This is a genomic window from Pseudomonas sp. S2_E02 (assembly GCF_054668355.1).
On sequence record NZ_CP162761.1, the window covers coordinates 1318502 to 1335872 of the forward strand.

12 protein-coding genes are annotated in these 17371 nt (G+C 59.9%); 7 read left to right on the forward strand and 5 right to left on the reverse strand.

The features are described 5' to 3' along the window. Positions 1–17 precede the first annotated feature (17 nt). A complete protein-coding gene (locus AB4O01_RS05890) occupies positions 18–905 on the reverse strand; it encodes a LysR family transcriptional regulator (protein WP_093431424.1) in 888 nt (295 codons plus the stop codon). A gap of 99 nt (positions 906–1004) precedes the next feature. Here AB4O01_RS05890 and AB4O01_RS05895 point away from each other — a divergent pair, with 99 nt between their 5' ends. Together AB4O01_RS05895 and AB4O01_RS05900 are read left to right on the forward strand one after the other, a co-directional pair. Then, a complete protein-coding gene (locus AB4O01_RS05895; protein ID WP_116256095.1) occupies positions 1005–1667 on the forward strand; it encodes an NADPH-dependent F420 reductase in 663 nt (220 codons plus the stop codon). A gap of 68 nt (positions 1668–1735) precedes the next feature. Next, entirely contained in the window at positions 1736–2329 is a 594-nt protein-coding gene (locus AB4O01_RS05900; protein ID WP_460090967.1) for a DUF502 domain-containing protein, read from the forward strand. Here the strand turns inward: AB4O01_RS05900 and AB4O01_RS05905 are convergent, their stop codons facing one another. The 4 genes from AB4O01_RS05905 to AB4O01_RS05920 all read right to left on the reverse strand — a co-directional run bounded on the left by AB4O01_RS05905 (position 2330) and on the right by AB4O01_RS05920 (position 5607). Beyond that, positions 2330–2914 carry a hypothetical protein gene (locus AB4O01_RS05905; protein WP_460090969.1) on the reverse strand — a complete coding sequence of 195 codons (585 nt, stop codon included), beginning with the start codon at positions 2912–2914 and terminating at the stop codon, positions 2330–2332. 1 nt (position 2915) lies between these two features. Continuing rightward, positions 2916–3704 (reverse strand): DUF2092 domain-containing protein, encoded by a 789-nt coding sequence (locus tag AB4O01_RS05910; RefSeq protein ID WP_460090970.1) that lies wholly within the window; start codon positions 3702–3704, stop codon positions 2916–2918. 108 nt (positions 3705–3812) lie between these two features. Continuing rightward, positions 3813–4928, reverse strand: a complete 1116-nt coding sequence (locus AB4O01_RS05915) for an AI-2E family transporter (RefSeq protein WP_186622176.1) — start codon at positions 4926–4928, stop codon at positions 3813–3815. A gap of 73 nt (positions 4929–5001) precedes the next feature. Then, positions 5002–5607 (reverse strand): TetR/AcrR family transcriptional regulator, encoded by a 606-nt coding sequence (locus tag AB4O01_RS05920; RefSeq protein WP_460090972.1) that lies wholly within the window; start codon positions 5605–5607, stop codon positions 5002–5004. 157 nt (positions 5608–5764) lie between these two features. Here AB4O01_RS05920 and AB4O01_RS05925 point away from each other — a divergent pair, with 157 nt between their 5' ends. From AB4O01_RS05925 to AB4O01_RS05945, 5 genes are all read left to right on the forward strand, one after another. Beyond that, positions 5765–7147: an aspartate aminotransferase family protein gene (locus AB4O01_RS05925; protein ID WP_460090973.1), complete on the forward strand. Its 1383-nt coding sequence runs from the start codon at positions 5765–5767 to the stop codon at positions 7145–7147. 342 nt (positions 7148–7489) lie between these two features. Further along, positions 7490–9193 carry an amidase gene (locus AB4O01_RS05930; protein WP_116256089.1) on the forward strand — a complete coding sequence of 568 codons (1704 nt, stop codon included), beginning with the start codon at positions 7490–7492 and terminating at the stop codon, positions 9191–9193. A 294-nt stretch (positions 9194–9487) separates the two neighbouring features. Beyond that, on the forward strand, positions 9488–10783 hold the full coding sequence (locus tag AB4O01_RS05935; RefSeq protein ID WP_460090975.1) for an OprD family porin: 1296 nt from the start codon (positions 9488–9490) through the stop codon (positions 10781–10783). Positions 10784–11310: 527 nt separating this feature from the next. Next, the gene (locus AB4O01_RS05940; protein WP_460090976.1) at positions 11311–11670 is read left to right on the forward strand and encodes a DUF6124 family protein; all 360 of its coding nucleotides are present in this window, start codon (positions 11311–11313) and stop codon (positions 11668–11670) included. Between the two features lie 359 nt (positions 11671–12029). Next, positions 12030–17060, forward strand: a complete 5031-nt coding sequence (locus tag AB4O01_RS05945; RefSeq protein WP_460090978.1) for a phage tail protein — start codon at positions 12030–12032, stop codon at positions 17058–17060. Positions 17061–17371: the final 311 nt, after the last annotated feature.

Below are 17371 nucleotides of genomic sequence, written 5' to 3' on the forward strand. Positions count from 1 at the left end.
TCATCCAAATCGCCCGGTCAGCCAAATCGGCTGACCGCGGCATCGATGAACTGGCGCACTTTCGCGGTCTTCTGCCGATGCGCCGTGTACAGCAGATGCATCGCTCTGCTCGGCGCCTCAAACCCCTCCAACAACCTCACCAACTCGCCTCTGCGCAATGCCGGTTCAAGAAAGTCGGCAGGCCCCAGCACAATCCCGAAACCATCCACCGCCGCTGACAACAACGCCTTGCTCTCGTTGACGTGCAAGCGACTGCTCACCGGCACGCGCTCGACCTGCGCACCGTTGAAAAACGACCACTCGTGATCGGCAGGCCGTGACCAATAGGCATAACCCAGGCACTCATGTTGTTGCAGATCGGCGGGCACTTGCGGTGTGCCGTGTTCCGCCAGATAGCGTGGCGCCGCGCAGACAATCAAGCGATACGCGGCCAAGGGCCTGGCGGTGAGGCTAGCCGTGGCCAACGGGCCGATCCGGAAAGCCACCTCAAACCCCTCCTCCACCAGATCCACCGCACGGTCGGTCAGGTGCAGATCAATTTCCACTTCAGGGAATTCGCGCAAGAACGCGGTCATGAACGGCATCAGGCTGTACGAACCGAAGGTTACCGGCGCGCTGATCCTGAGCTTGCCGCGCGGCGTGTCATTCATGATCTGCGCCAGCGAATCAGCGGCCTCTGCCTCAGTAACGATGTGCTTGCAGCGCTCGTAGTAGGCCTGGCCCAGTTCGGTCAGGCTCTGCCGGCGCGTGGTGCGATTGAGCAACCGCGCACCCAGCCGCTGTTCAAGGGCGGCCACGTGTTTGGCGACCATTTGCGCCGACATGTCGAGGCGTTGCGCAGCGCTGGCGTACGAGCCCGCTTCAGCCGCCATCACGAAAGCCGCCATGCTGGTCAGCCGATCCATTCGAAACTCCTGTTAGCGAAAGTAAGTAACAGAGTGCAATTTATCTGCATCTGGGCAGGAATCATCATAGTGGCTCCCCACCTGACAGAGGAATACACCATGCGCATTGGAATCGTTGGAGCCGGATTCATCGGGCGCGCCGTCGCGCAAATCGTCCTCGCCGCCGGGCACGAAGTAATGCTCAGTAACTCACGCGGCCCGAAGACCATGAGCAGCGTGCTCGCCGGCATCACCGGCTGCCAGATCGGCACGGCCGAACAGGCCACACAGTTTGCCGACGTGGTGTTGCTGGCCATCCCCTACGAACACATCCCGAGCCTGCCGCCAGCCTGGTTCGAAGGGAAAACCGTGCTCGACGCCAACAACTATTACCCTGATCGCGACGGCCACATCGCCGTACTCGACACGTTCCAGAGCACCACCAGCCGCTTGCTCGCAGAGCATTTGCGCGGAGCCACGGTGGTCAAGGTGTTCAATGCCATTCTCGCAGCGGACTTGCTCACCGATGCCCGCCCGCATGATTCCAGCGAGCGGCGCGCCCTGCCCGTCGCCGCAGATGACGCTGACGCCAAGGCATTGGTCGTGGGTTTGCTGGACGAACTCGGCTTCGATGCGGTCGACGCCGGAGGCCTCGATGAGAGCTGGCGATTCGAGCGGGCGAAACCGGCTTACTGCGCGCCGCTGGACAAGTCCGGGCTGGAGAAAGCGCTGGCTGCTGCCGAGCGCGAGGTCGAGTTACCTTTGGGCAGTTGGCGGCGCTGAAGCCTTCCGGCAGCTGGACGGAGATCAGCTAGCCTTGAATCCGATCGCACGTCATTCAAGGAGCCGTCATGTTCAAGTTCATCAAGACCACCGTGGTCGGCGGTCTGCTGTTCATTCTGCCGTTGGTGTTGATCGTCGTGCTGATCGAAAAAGCCATCCACCTGCTGCGCGGGCCGGTAGAAAAGTTATTGCCGATGTTCAAGGGCTATGACGTGGCGGGCGTGACGCTGGTGAGTCTGGCGGCGTTGCTGGGCCTGATCGTCCTGTGTTTTCTCGCCGGGCTGCTGGCACGCACGTCTGCGGCGGCGCGGGCGCTGGAGGCCACGGAAAACAAGCTGCTCAGCAACCTGCCCGGTTACCAGTTGTTCAAAGACACCACGGCGCGGTTCGCCGGACTGGAAAACGAGGACGGTTCCAAGGTCGGCCTGATTGCCGAGGGCGAAGGCTTTCGCCTGTGCCTGATCGTCGAAAGCGTGGATGACTGGCTGACGATTTTCATGCCGGACGGTGGCCCGGCGGGCAGCACTGCCGGTGAAGTGCGACTGGTGCCGGCCGCACAGGTCATCGTTACTGAGCTGCCGTGGCTGACCCTGGCCACCGGGTTACGCCGAGGCGGCCGTGGCATGTTGGCGCAGATGCAAGCGTGGGTGCCGAAAGCCTGATCAAGGCGCATTGACCACCACATACGTCACATCACTGCCCTGATACTGCGGCTGGTACCAGGTCGAGCCGCATTGCATGTAGGCGACGTTGTACTGAATCACCTGCACACAACTGCTGGGCATTTGCGCCGGGGTAAAGATCGCCCCTACCACCGCTGCAGTGGCCGCGACGGTTGCCGTTACCGCCACTGCGGCCGCCACCGGATGGTAGTGATCGTCGTAGCCATAACGGCCATGGCCGTCGACATCAATATCGACATCGCGACTGTTGTCGATGTTGACGTTTCGGTTGCCGTTGTTGACGTTCGTGCGGTTACCAACGTTGTTGCCGGCATTGACCCGGTTACCCGAATTGACCCGATTGCCCGAATTGACCCGGTTACCGGCACTGACATTGTTGGTGCGCTGCGGCGCATTGATCCGCTGCGCCCGTTGCGCATTCGGCGCCGGCGCGCGGTTGACGTTGGCGCGGGCATGCCCCTGGGCGCGTTGCCCCCGGGCATCGGCTTCGGCGACATAACCGGCGGTCAGCAGCGTGGCGGCGGCCAGCGACAACAACAAACTCCACGTCATCGACTTGTTCATATCACTGCCCTCCCTGATCGCTGGCCTGTTTAAACGCAATCGCCACATCGCCTTTGCCCGGTTTGAAGGTGAACTGCGTGTCCGGAATGGTCGGCTTGAGGTTCCACTGATACACCGCGCTGTACTCGGGGAAGCTCTTCTCGTCGGTGGTGGTGATCACCAGCTTGCACGGCAAGGGTTTGTCGGAGCGGGTCAGCCACAATTGCCAGTCGATGCCCTCCTGGCGAAACGCCAAATGGTCGCAGAGCTGACCCTTGATGACCGACGGGCCCACGTACAACGCGGCTTTCAAGGCATCGATCTGCGCCTGATCACTGCCGAACAGAAACAGGTCCTCCATCGGCACCTGCACACCGTAGAAGTTCTCGACCTTGTGCAGGGTTTCCGCCACCGTGGCCGGGGCGTCGACGGTGGTGTAGTACTTCAGGTATGGCGAATACTGGGTGAGTTTTTTGCCGTTATAGAAAAACTCGCGGGTGCGCACATCGCCTTCGCTTTTCGCATACAGGCGATCATGGCCGACCACTTTCAGGGTGTTGGCGGACTCGGTCTTGATCTTCTGCCCGGATTCCAGAACCGTGTCGCGCGAGACTTGGGCGTCGACCTGGAATTTCGGCAGGCTGCGCAGGTAATCGCCCATATCGATGAGCTTGTCGACCACTTGCGGGTTGATCAACGGCGCATCATCGGTGGCCGCGTGAGGGGGCGCCGCCGGCGGGTCTTCGGCGCGGACTCCCGGCGCGAGAACCAGTGTGAACATCAGGCAGACAATACTGGCTGGGGCTTTCATCGGTTGCGCTCCTGTCCCTGCGTGGGCGTTGCGCCCGAAGGGCGACTGACTGACCAGCCTAGACGTCCGCTAAGGTGTACGCCAATGCGTCAGCGAGAGGGATGAGTGTCACGGTAGATTTTCTTTGCGCTGGCTCTCCAGAAGCTCGGTGATATCGGCCGGTTGATAGACCCAGCCGATGAACAATTCATAGCCAACCGCCAGAATCACCGGCCCGGTGAACAAACCAATAATGCCGCTGGTGACCATGCCCCCGAGCGCGCCGATCAGTACTACTGGCATCGGCACCGCGACGCCGCGTCCCAGCAGCATCGGCTTGAGCACGTTGTCGGCAAGCCCGGCAATCGCCATCCACACCGCAAAGATAATCGTGCTGGCGCTGACCCCGTCCACGGCGAAGACATAAATCACGATGGGCAGCGTGATCAGCAACACCGGCAATTGGGTGATGCCCAGCAGCAACACCATCAAGGCAAGAATGCCGGCCGCCGGTACGCCCATGACCACCAGTGCCACGCCAACCAGCAGCATCTGAATAAAGGCGATACCAACCACGCCCTGCGCCACGGCGCGGATGGTTGCCGTACACAGTTCGGCGATCTGCGGGCCGCGCACCGGCCCGGAAATGCGTGTGGTGACTGCAACCGCTGTGCGGTGGCCGCGCTCGCCGTGGTGCATGATCAACCCGGCAACGATCAAGGCAATCACAAACACCACGATGCCTGCGCCGACGCCGGCGGCTTGATGCAACACCACTTTGCTCCAGTCCTTGAGGTGCGGCGCCAGCTCCTGAAACGCCCAGCTCAGGTCCTGCGAAGCGTGCATCCAGATGCCGTAAAGCGGCGCGCCAATCAACGGCCAGCCTTCAACACTGGCCGGTGGCGGCGGTATCTCGAACTGCCCCGCTTCGAACGTGTGCATGCTGCCCTTGATCGAATCGGCGATCGAAGCACCCAGCAGGCTCAACGGCAGCATCAGAATCACCAGGCCCAGCAGCACCAGAATGATTGCCGCCCAGCCGTAGCGATTACCGAGTTTCGCGCCCAGAGCCTGATTCAGCGGATACAGCGTGACGGCCAGGATCAGCGCCCACAGCATGACATTGAGAAACGGATGGAAAATGTCGTAGCAGAACAGCACCAGAACGGTGATCAGGCCCGCTCGAATGAGCACGTCCAGCAGTGCTCTGGAACTCTGAAACGTGATCAGCGGTTTGTCTTCCATGTCGGCGCTCCTGGGTGGGCCATCGATGAACCGCTGTGAGCCTAGTTCACTTCCGGCACATCGTCTTTTAGCCTTAGCGCTCCAGCATGCCGTGACACAACAGATTCAAAACCCCGCGCATGTGCAAGGCGTGCGCGGCCCGATCCGGGATTTCCTGCGTGGCGAGGCGAATGAACGCCATGTTCGCGTATTGGTTGAACAGCGTCGCCACCACATCGAGATCGATCGATTCGCGCACTTTGCCGGCCTGCTGAAAATGCAGAAGCAGCGCTTTGGTCTCTTCGATCACGGCGGCATTCCACGGGCTCATCGCCTCAGCCAACTCACCGGTCAGCAGAAACGGCGCCAATTCTCGCCACAACGAAGCCGGCATCGCTTGTAGCTGGTAATCGGTCATCAGCCCTTCGAACTCGCACAGCGCCTCCAGCGGATCGCTGTTCTCGTCGAGATTCGCCCGCGCCTCGCGCATGGCTTGCTCGTCGGGTTGCTTGAGCAAGGCCAGCAGAATCTCCTGCTTGCCGCCGAAATAGTTGACCACGGTGGGGGCGGAAACCCCCGCCTGCACGGCGATCTGGTCCAGCGTGGTAGCCGCAAAACCGTTGCGCTTGAACAACTCGAGCGCCGCCTCGGCAATCACCTGCCGGCGCTGTTCCTTCTGCCGTTCTCTGAGTCCGCTCATGTTGCCTCTGTTGATCGTTGCCAATGGCGGTCAGCCTACGGTTATCTTTTTTTACCGACAAATATTTTCTTTACAAAAATATTTTTAGATGACAAAACTTTCCCCGTGCAGCGCTGTGACGAACGCACCCACTTGCCCTTTGCTCTGGAGATCCGCCATGTCCGCCGAATTCGATTCGACCCGCAGTACCCGCGATTACCAAGCCTCTGACGCCGCTCACCACATCCACGCGTTCGTTGATCAAAAGGCCCTCAACGAGGAAGGTCCACGGGTGATGGTCAGCGGCGATCGGCTGGCGTTGTGGGACAACGACGGCAATCGCTATCTGGATGGCATGTCCGGCCTGTGGTGCACCAACCTCGGTTACGGGCGCAAGGATCTCGCCGCCGCGGCGACCGCACAGCTGGAACAACTGCCCTACTACAACATGTTCTTCCACACCACTCACCCGGCGGTGATCGAGCTGTCCGAACTGCTCTTCAGCCTGCTGCCCAAGCACTACAGCCACGCGATCTACACCAACTCCGGCTCCGAAGCCAACGAATTGCTGATCCGTACCGTGCGCAAGTTCTGGCAGGTGATGGGCAAGCCCGAGAAGAAAATCATGATCGGCCGCTGGAACGGCTACCACGGCTCGACCCTGGCCGCGACGGCGTTGGGCGGGATGAAATTCATGCATGAGATGGGCGGGACCATCCCCGATGTCGCGCACATTGATGAGCCGTACTGGTTCGCCCATGAAGGTAATCTCAGCCCGGAAGAGTTTGGCCTGCAAGCGGCGCGGCAACTGGAAGACAAGATTCTTGAGCTAGGCGCCGACAAGGTCGCCGCGTTCGTCGCAGAACCGTTTCAGGGTGCGGGAGGGATGATCATTCCGCCGGCGACGTACTGGCCGGAAATCCAGCGTATCTGCCGTCAATACGATGTGTTGTTGTGTGCGGATGAAGTGATTGGCGGTTTTGGCCGCACCGGTGAATGGTTCGCCCATCAGGCATTTGGTTTTGAGCCCGACACGCTGTCGATCGCCAAGGGCCTGACCTCGGGTTACATCCCTATGGGTGGCTTGATTCTGTCGCGGCGCATGGCTGAAGCATTGGTCGAGAAAGGTGGCGTATTTGCCCACGGCCTGACCTATTCCGGGCACCCGGTCGCAGCTGCCGTGGCGATTGCCAACCTCAAGGCCTTGCGCGATGAGGGCGTAGTGAATCAGGTGAAAACCGACACCGGGCCGTATCTGCAGAATTGCCTGCGCGAGGTGTTCGGCAGTCATCCGTTGGTGGGTGAGATTCAGGGGGTTGGTTTGGTGGCTGCGTTGCAGTTTGCTGAGGACAAAGCGACGCGCAAGCGTTTTGCCAATGAAAACGATATCGCCTGGCGTTGCCGCACGATTGGCTTTGAGGAGGGATTGATCATTCGTTCGACGTTGGGGCGGATGATCATGGCCCCGGCGCTGGTGGCCACGCGCGCGGAGCTGGATGAGTTGATCGACAAGACGCGGATTGCGGTGGATCGGACGGCGCGGGAGTACGGGGTGCTGTGATCGGCTGAAGTGATGGGTTGGCCGGGCTGACGCCTTCGCGAGCAAGCTCGCTCCCACATTTGGAATGCATTCCACTTGGCTCCTTGGCTGCAAATTTGAAATGCATTCCACTTTGGCAGCCTGGATGCCTGTTTGAAATGCGATCCCTGTGGGAGCGAGCTTGCTCGCGAAGGGGCCGGCCGGAGAGAAAATCGGTGGCAGATTGATCCCGTCGATTACTCCGCACGCCGCTTGGTGTTAAATAGGCGCCAGTCTTAACCTTGTCGCTTATAGCTGTGCAACGAGAACCGATATGAACACCCACTCCAGGAAAAACACCCAAATTCAAACAGCGGTGAGCGCATGATCGAGGTCACCGAAGTTTCCATTGCCCAACTGCGCGCCGCGCTCGAGTCCGGCCAGACCACCGCAGTCGAACTGGTGCAGGCATATCTCGCACGTATCGATGCCTACGATGGCGCCGACACCCCAACGGCGCTGAATGCCGTGGTCGTGCGCAACCCTGAAGCGTTGAACGAAGCCCGCGCGTCCGATGCCCGTCGTGCCGAAGGCAAAACCCTCGGCCCGCTCGACGGCATCCCCTACACCGCCAAAGACAGCTATCTGGTCAAAGGCCTCACGGCAGCGTCCGGCAGCCCGGCCTTCGCCGATCTGGTCGCTTATCGCGACGCCTTCACCATTGAACGTCTGCGCGCGGCCGGGGCGATTTGCCTGGGCAAAACCAACATGCCGCCGATGGCCAATGGCGGCATGCAACGTGGCGTCTACGGTCGCGCCGAAAGCCCTTACAACGCTGATTACCTCACCGCGCCGTTTGCCTCCGGTTCGTCGAACGGTGCCGGCACCGCCACTGCCGCGAGTTTTGCCGCGTTTGGTCTGGCTGAAGAAACCTGGTCGAGCGGGCGTGGCCCGGCGTCGAACAATGGCTTGTGCGCCTACACGCCGTCACGCGGGGTGATTTCGGTGCGCGGCAACTGGCCGTTGACGCCGACCATGGACGTCGTCGTGCCTTATGCGCGGACCATGGCCGATCTGCTCGAAGTCCTCGACATCGTCGTCGCCGAAGACCCGGACACCCGTGGCGACCTCTGGCGCCTGCAACCGTGGGTGCCGATCCCGAGCGTCAGTTCCGTGCGCCCCGCCGCTTACTGCGATCTGGCTGCCGACGCCAAAGCGCTGGCCGGCAAGCGTTTCGCCGTCCCGCGTATGTTCATCAATGCCGACCCCGAGGCTGGCACCAGCGAAGCCCCGGGCATCGGTGGCCCGACCGGCCAGCGCATCAACACCCGCGCCTCGGTGATCGACTTGTGGAAGCAGGCGCGTCAGGCTCTGGAAGCGGCCGGTGCCGAAGTCATCGAAACCGACTTTCCGCTGGTCTCCAACTGCGAAGGCGATCGCCCCGGCGCGCCAACCGTGTTCACTCGGGGGCTGGTCTCCAAAGAGTTCCTGCACCATGAGCTGTGGGACCTGACCGCGTGGGCGTTCGACGACTTCCTGCAAGCCAACGGCGATCCGAAACTCAATCGTCTGGTCGACGTCGACGGGCCGAAAATCTTCCCGCACGACCCGGGCACCCTGCCCAACCGTGAAGGCGATCTGGCTGCCGGCATGGATGAGTACGTGCGCATGGCCGAGCGCGGTATCACCCCGTGGAATGAAATCGGCACCGTGCCTGACGGCCTGCGCGGCCTGGAGCAAACCCGACGCATCGACCTCGAAGACTGGATGGACACGCTGGGCCTCGATGCCGTGCTGTTCCCGACTGTTGCCGACGTCGGCCCGGCGGACGCGGACGTCAACCCGGCGTCGGCTGACATCGCCTGGAGCAACGGCATCTGGGTGGCCAACGGCAACCTCGCGATCCGCCACCTCGGCGTACCGACCGTCACCGTGCCGATGGGCGTGATGGCCGATATCGGCATGCCGGTCGGCCTGACCTTCGCTGGCCGCGCCTACGACGACTCGAACCTGCTGCGTTTCGCCGCCGCGTTTGAATCGACCGGCAGCAAACGCCAGATCCCGCCACGTACGCCGCCATTGTCGTAACGTGATCAAAAGGTGTGTCAGGCAACAAAAATGTTGCCCGACACACCGCCATCGCTGACGCAGATTTTTGCTCCCGCCACAAAACCCTCATTCAGCCCAGAACCCTGTGGGAGCGAGCTTGCTCGCGAAAGCGGTTTATCAGCCGGCAAAAATGTTGACTGATGTACCGCTTTCGCGAGCAAGCTCGCTCCCACAGGTTTTGTGTGGCCCCGTAAATTCAGCACATCCGCTCAATCCCCTGCCCTACATTCCCGCGATCATCCCAGCCATCTTAATTGCCGCTGGCCACCGACCATGATCGACCGCGCCCCTTCGCGTCTCACCCTCCTCGCGCTGCTCTGCGGTCTGACCACCAGCGCCCACGCCAGCGGTTTCTTCGACGATGCCAAAAGCGAAATCCTCAGCCGCGACTTCTACCTGAGCAACGACTACCGCTCGCCCTCACCCTCCGGCAAAAACTACAAACAGGAGTGGGCTCAGGGCTTTATCGGCACTTTCTCATCTGGTTTCACCGCCGGAACGGTCGGTTTTGGCATCGATGCCCACGCCTTCGCCGGGCTCAAACTCGACGGCGGCAAAGGCCATTCCGGCACCGGTCTGCTGCCGGTCGACAGCGATGGCCGCAGCGAAAACGATTACTCCAGCGCGGGCGGCGCACTCAAGCTGAAAGCCTCGCGCACCACGCTCGCCTTCGGTGAAATGACCGTGGAAACCCCGGTGTTCGACACCTCCGACAAACGCCTGCAACCGGAATACGCCACCGGTTTTCTGCTCAACAGCGCCGAGTTCGACCACATCAATCTGGTGGCCGGGCATTTCACCGCGTTCAAGAATCAGGACAGCTCATCCGGCAAAGGCAATTTCTACGGCTATGGCGCCAATACCGAGGCCGGCGCGATCAGTTTTCTCGGCGCCGATCTGTTCACCGACAGCCCAGTGGGCGGCACGCTGTATGCCTCCGACCTGAGCGACACCTGGCATCAGTACTACGGCAATCTGCACTTCAAACAGTCCGGCGTACTGCTCGACGCCAACCTCTACCACACCCGCGACAGCGGCCGAGCGCTGGCCGGCGCCATCGACAACACCGCGTTCAGCCTCTCCGGCAAATACGCCTTCGGCCCCCACGCGGTAATGCTCGGCTGGCAAAAGATCAATGGCGACACACCGTTCGATTTCGTCGGCGGCGACTCGATCTACCTCGCCAACTCGATCAAATACGCCGATTTCAACGGCGCCAACGAACGCTCCTGGCAAGCGCGCTACGACCTCGACCTCGGTGCCTTCGGCATCTCCGGCCTGAAGTTCATGACCCGCTACGTCAGCGGTAGCCATATCGATGGCACCCATGCGCCCAAGGGTGGCGCCTACAACCCGTTTGATCCTGACAGCGGCAGTTATCAGCCGCAGCAAGGCGATGGTGGCAAGCATTGGGAACGCGATATCGATTTGAAGTACGTCGTGCAATCGGGCGCGGCAAAGGATTTGTCGGTGCAGGTATCGCATGTTTCACATCGAGCCAATGAAGCGCAGGCCGGCGATGACATTGACCGGATCTACGTGGTGATCCAGTACCCACTTGGTTTCTGAAGGAACGCGGTTACTGTAGGAGTGAGCCTGCTCGCGATAGCGTCTTTTCAGCAACATTCATGCTGACTGATACACCGTAATCGCGAGCAGGCTCATTCCTACAGGTTTCTGCGTCGATCATCAGGCTGTGTTTACACCGCCGAACCTGTGGGAGCGAGCCTGCTCGCGAAGGGGCCAGTGAAATCAGGGCAAATCGCCTTTTAAACTCTGGTGTTTAAAAGACACCTCCAGACACGCCTTCAAGGCTACAAATTCTTGCGCCATTGCCTACAGCTACGCCAGAATCCGCCGGCTTGTGCGCCTTGGGGGCGGGTTCTATTGTGGTGCGGTCGCTGATTATCAGTGATCGGGTTTAGCAGCCCGGGTTTTTCTCTAGACGCACAAAGTTCATTGCCGTTATGGCGGCTTTGCGTGGGGCACTTCGGTGCGCCGGGTTCTAGAGTCCTGGTCTGCTAACCCGCGTACAGCCGCCACCTCCTTCGTTAGCAGCGAACGGTGGCAGCTTCACTACTCTAGAGGCTTTACCGATGATCAAACCAACGCCAAACCCACCCGAAACCGACCTCGCTTCCCCCTACGAATCCCTCGATTCAAAAAAACTCAACGACGCCGCCGAACGCGCCCTCGATCATTACCTCTGCCCACCCGGTTCCACCCCGCCGCCCCGTAAAACCCGCCGGATGTACGCCGTCACCGCAGACTTCAAAAACGAGGAACTGCTGGCCGATGCCAGCGAAACACTCGCCTCCGCCAGAACCATCGCCCATGACTTCGCCCACCTCATACCGGCATCGCAACGCAGAACGCTGTTGGGGATCGCGCAACTGATCATGCTGGGGGAGCTGGCGGTGAATCGGGTGATGGATAATCTGGAGGTGCCGGGCTGAAAAGACTGAGAAGAACCTGCGGCGAGAGCTAAACAGGGTCAGATCAAGCTCTCCGCTTTTGGGATCAAAAGATCGCAGCCTTCGGCAGCTCCTACAAACAACCGCGTAGGAGCTGCCGAAGGCTGCGATCTTTTGCTTTTGACGCTCGCTCCGATGACCACTCGTCGCCACCTGTCAGATCTGACAGGTGCGCTTTCCCCGCAATCGCGCTTTCATCATTCCTGCTGTTCCCACCACGCAGGAGCGCCCTGAAATGAACCAATCCACCACCACCGACAACTCACCTCTACAGCTTTACCCCCCCCAAGATCCAGGGCCAGACCGAGCCGGTCAAAGGGGCGCATGTCGGTGTACCGCTAGTGGCTTATGACCTGGTCAGCGATGGTGAAGGCGCAAAGGTTCAGATCGATCCGCCATTAGTCGGTATCTGGGAGTCAGAGGATGTTGTGAAACTGTGGCTGGTCAACGACACAACGCTGCTTAGCTTCACCACGATTGGCGATCCGAATGTACCCATCTTTCTGCGCATTCCCAGAAACCGGCTGCATCCCGATGAAGTCAACCAACTGTATTACACGGTCGAACGCAACAGCAATAATACCGGGACCTCTGAGCCGCCACTGCAAGTGCTCTACAACCGCATTCGCCCTGGTCTGAAAGATCGCTTTCCCGAAATCGACGGCCACTCCGAACTCGAACTGGACTTGTCCGATCTCATTGAGCAAGGCGTCGGCAAAGACTTCGTCAGCGCGCCCGTCTGCTTCAGTTATCCCTACTGCCGCGCTTACGACACCATCAGCCTGAAGTGCAACGGCGAAATAAAGACGTTCCCGGTCAGCAACGATCAGGCCCCCGAACCGCCGAACCCGGGCACCGAAAAGCCAACGACCCTCTGCTTCACGGTGGAGCGCGAGTTTCTCGACAAAGCGAAACGCCAGAACAAGGTCCTCAACTTTTCCTACACCGTGACCGATCAACTGCGCAATGGACCGGATCCCGATGCGGTATGGTCTGCTGCGGTGGCGGTGGATGAGGATCTGGATGGTTCGTTGTTGGACAAGCCGATCCTGCTGGAACGCAAAGAAGACTATCCCGGTGACGACGCGGAAACCATCGACCTGGAGAAGCTGGCGGGCAATCCGCTGCTGGTGGTCGTGATGACCAAAGACAACCGTTTTGAGGTAGGCGACGAGATTGTGGCGACCTATACCACTACAGGGCAAACCGACCCCGTGGTCGTCCGGGGCAAAGTCGAAGAGGATCCCTTCCTTGGGAAACTGCCCTGCTTCCTTGAGGTGCCCAATAATAAGGTCTTCGCTGGCAGCAAGGTGACTGCGATTTACGAATTGCACAGGCCCAATGTGGGGTTGGTGGGGAGTTCCAATATAGCTACCGCGACTGTGACCGACGCGGCCCCGATTGACCTGCAACCGGAAATCACCTCGGTAACGGACTCCCAGAGCAAGGAAATTCCGCATAACGGCGGCACCGTCGATCCACAGGTGAAATTGACCGGCACAGCAACACTGCTGCAGCAGGTCGAGATTTTCGAGGGGACAGTCACAAAAGGTGATCGCCCGGTCGATGCCAGCGGCATCTGGACTTATGAGACAACACTCATCGGGATCGGCACTCGCACATTCACCGCCAAAGCGAAGTACGGCACCGGTCAGGTCTCTGCCGGCAGAACCTTCACCCTGTCGAACGCACTGACGCCTACCATTGATTCGGTGAAGGACTCCGCAGGCGTGGAAATACCCGACAAGGGATTCACATCCGATACCACCATCAAACTGAGCGGCACCGCCACACCGCGCCTGGAAGTCGAGATCTTTAATGGAGCTGTCTCGTTAGGCAAAGCGACTGTCGATCCCGCGACAGGAAAATGGGAGCTGCCGGTTTCAGGCCTGAGCGCGGCCACCTACAACTTCAAAGCCAGGGCGTTGTATGCGCCGGGGGCTGAATCGGCGGTCAGGACCCTGACCGTGACGGCGGCCACCGCCCCGACGTTGACCTCCGTGAAGGGTTCGCCGAGTGGGGTCGAAATTCCGCAGAACGGCACCACGGTAGAAACCACCGTAACGCTGTCCGGGATTGCTGCCAAGGGGCTGCAAGTCGAAATATTCGACGGCGCCACTTCAAAAGGCAAAGCGACTGCCGATCCCGCAACAGGTAAATGGGAGCTGCCGGTTTCAGGCCTGAGCGCGGCCACCTACAACTTCAAAGCCAGGGCGTTGTATGCGCCGGGGGCTGAATCGGCGGTCAGAACGCTGACCGTCGTACAAAACATCGTGCCAGAACTCCGTTTGATCACTGACTCAGCACTGGTAGAGATTCCCAACAACGGTCAAACGATCGATACAACCATCATCTTGAGCGGGATTGCCACCCCAGGCACCGTGATCGACTTGGTCAACTATGGTGCACCTCTGCCCAACACCAACATTCCAGTCAATGCGCAACGTACGTGGACGTTTCAACTCACTGGACTCAGTGTCGGGACCACCTATAACTTGCGCGCCAGGCGCCAAGGGGGATCGGTTTCGAATGCTCGGAACGTTGTAGTCGTGGCGGCCACCGCCCCAACGTTAACCTCCGCAAAGGGCTCGCCGAGCGGGGTCGAAATTCCGCAGAACGGCACCACGGTAGAAACCGCCGTAACGCTGTCCGGGATTGCTGCCAAGGGGCTGCAAGTCGAAATATTCGACGGCGCCACTTCAAAAGGCAAAGCGACTGCCGATCCCGCAACAGGAAAATGGGAGCTGCCGGTTTCAGGCCTGAACGCGGCCGTGCACAACTTCAAGGCCAGGGCGGTGTATGCGCCGGGGGCTGAATCGGCGGTCAGGACCCTGACCGTGACGGTGGCCACCGCCCCGACGTTGACCTCCGTGAAGGGTTCGCCGAGTGGGGTCGAAATTCCGCAGAACGGCACCACGGTAGAAACCGCCGTAACGCTGTCCGGGATTGCTGCCAAGGGTCAACAAGTCGAAGTATTCGACGGTGCCGCTTCAAAAGGCAAAGCAACTGCCGATCCCGCAACAGGTAAATGGGAGCTGCCGGTTTCAGGCCTGAGCGCGGCCGTGCACAACTTCAAGGCCAGGGCGGTGTATGCGCCGGGGGCTGAATCGGCGGTCAGGACCCTGACCGTGACCGCCGCCACCGCCCCGACGTTGACCTCCGTGAAGGGCTCGCCGAGCGGTGTCGAAATTCCGCAGAACGGCACCACGGTAGAAACCGCCGTAACGCTGTCCGGGGTCGCTGCCAAGGGTCAGCAAGTCGAAATATTCGACGGTGCCACTTCAAAAGGCAAAGCAACTGCCGATCCCGCAACAGGTAAATGGGAGCTGCCGGTTTCAGGCCTGAACGCGGCCGTGCACAACTTCAAGGCCAGGGCGGTGTATGCGCCGGGGGCTGAATCGGCGGTCAGGACCCTGACCGTGACGGCGGCCACCGCCCCGACGTTGACCTCCGTGAAGGGTTCGCCGAGTGGGGTCGAAATTCCGCAGAACGGCACCACGGTAGAAACCACCGTAACGCTGTCCGGGATTGCTGCCAAGGGGCTGCAAGTCGAAATATTCGACGGCGCCACTTCAAAAGGCAAAGCGACTGCCGATCCCGCAACAGGTAAATGGGAGCTGCCGGTTTCAGGCCTGAGCGCGGCCACCTACAACTTCAAGGCCACGGCGTTGTATGCGCCGGGGGCTGAATCGGCGGTCAGGACCCTGACCGTGACCGCCGCCACCGCCCCGACGTTGACCTCCGTGAAGGGCTCGCCGAGCGGTGTCGAAATTCCGCAGAACGGCACCACGGTAGAAACTGCCGTAACGCTGTCCGGGATTGCTGCCAAAGGCCAGAAAGTCGAAATCTTTGACGGCGCTGTCTCCAAAGGTCCGGCAACGGCAGATCCCACAACCGGTGTCTGGACGTTGCTCATCAGTGCCCTGGCTGTGGCAGCACACAGCTTTACCGCCAAGGCTTTGTACGGCTCGGGCGCGACGTCGGCCGCCAGAACACTGACCGTCACAGCTTACATGGAGCTGAAACCCGCCGGCGTGCAGCAAGCCAACGGCAACACATTGGCCCCCTTGGCTGCCGAGTCCCAGCTCACCATTGTCGTGCCGCAAGGCACCACCCTCCCCACCGACCTACTAAGCGTCTGCTGGATTCCGAAGCCCGGCACCCACGCCGAAGGCTCATTCACCTCCGATCCACGGCCGATCAGCGAGACCGGTCTGAACATCGATATTCCGCCGCGGCTCGTGGCCTTTTGTCTGGGCGACAGCGTGACCGTCTGTTACACCATCACCCGTGGTAACGGCGCCGCGCAACCGTCAGACCCGCTCATCCTCAACGTGCAGGAACTGCCCCAGGCAGCACTCCTCGCCCCTCGGTTGAAGGAAGCGAGCAATGCGGGTGAAGGATCGGAGCTGAATCTGGCCGAGCTGACACCTGAAGGCAAAATGTGGTGCTCAGGGTTTCCCTTCAATGCGGTGGGGCAATATGTCTGGTTGCTGTTCAAGGGCACCAATGCCGATGGTTCGGTCTATGAAAAATTCGTCTGGGCGGCGCCGTCTGCCTTCGTCAATGATGACTGGGTGAGGAATGGCTACTCCGAAGCGACCGCGCCTTATGAGGATTTGAAAGGGTTGAAGGATGGGACGCCACTGACCATGGAGGTGTGGGTGGCGTTTGGGAAGAGTGAGGATTTGGGGTTGGCGAAGCGGTTTTTGGTGCGTACTTATGTGGTTAAGGCGACGCCTGCTCTGGAAATAGATACCTCACCAATGGTGCTGGATGGGCCCCACTTTTATCCGGCACCGGCCCCCCATATCCCGCCTTTCGATACGACTGCATATTTACACGATAACGCGCATCGCACACGAGAAGCTCGGGGCGGTAATCCTCCTTACCAATACAGTTCGTCAGACCTTAACGTTGCTTCCGTAGATCCAAAAACTGGCCATGTTGTTTCTACAGGAATAGGAACCGCACGCATCACCGCGCGTGACGAAAGGGGCGCGACCAACAGTTACGAGGTTAGCTGTAAAAACGTTTATGAACTGGTATTCAACTCGCTGCACCGCACTCACGCAGAGTCCATGGCTTGGCTCACATCCATAGGCGCCCAACCTTTCCCACATGAATTCACAAACGACCCGACTGCCCAGGCCGCGTCTTTTAGTTTCCAAAAGGTAAGCACATCCCCCTACCATTATTGGTACACAGCTAAAACCTCCAATCCATCTCAGCCGCAGGCAGCCACATGCTTCACAAGGGGATACGCACAATGGGTCACACCGCCTTATTCACAAGGCATAAATGTTTCAAATGAAACAGTCGACGTTTACGTGCAATTCCAAACCATTGGATTCAAAGCCAGGAGGTTTTAACGTAAAAAGGGATGGATTTATTTAACCAGTGATTTAAACGTCGGGGCTTGATCAAGGTTTTTTCTGCTGACCGGGATGGCCCTTTCGCGAGCAAGCTCGCTCCCACAGGGAAACACATTCCAAATGTGGTAGCGAGCTTGCTCGCGAAGGGGCCAGTGACGTCAGCGCAAATCGCCTTTTAAACTCAGGTGTTGAAAAGACACCTTCAGACACGCCTTTCAGGCTACAAATTCTTGCGCCATTGCCTACAGCTACGCCAGAATCCGCCGGCTTGTGCGCCTTGGGGGCGGATTCTATTGTGGGTCGGTCGC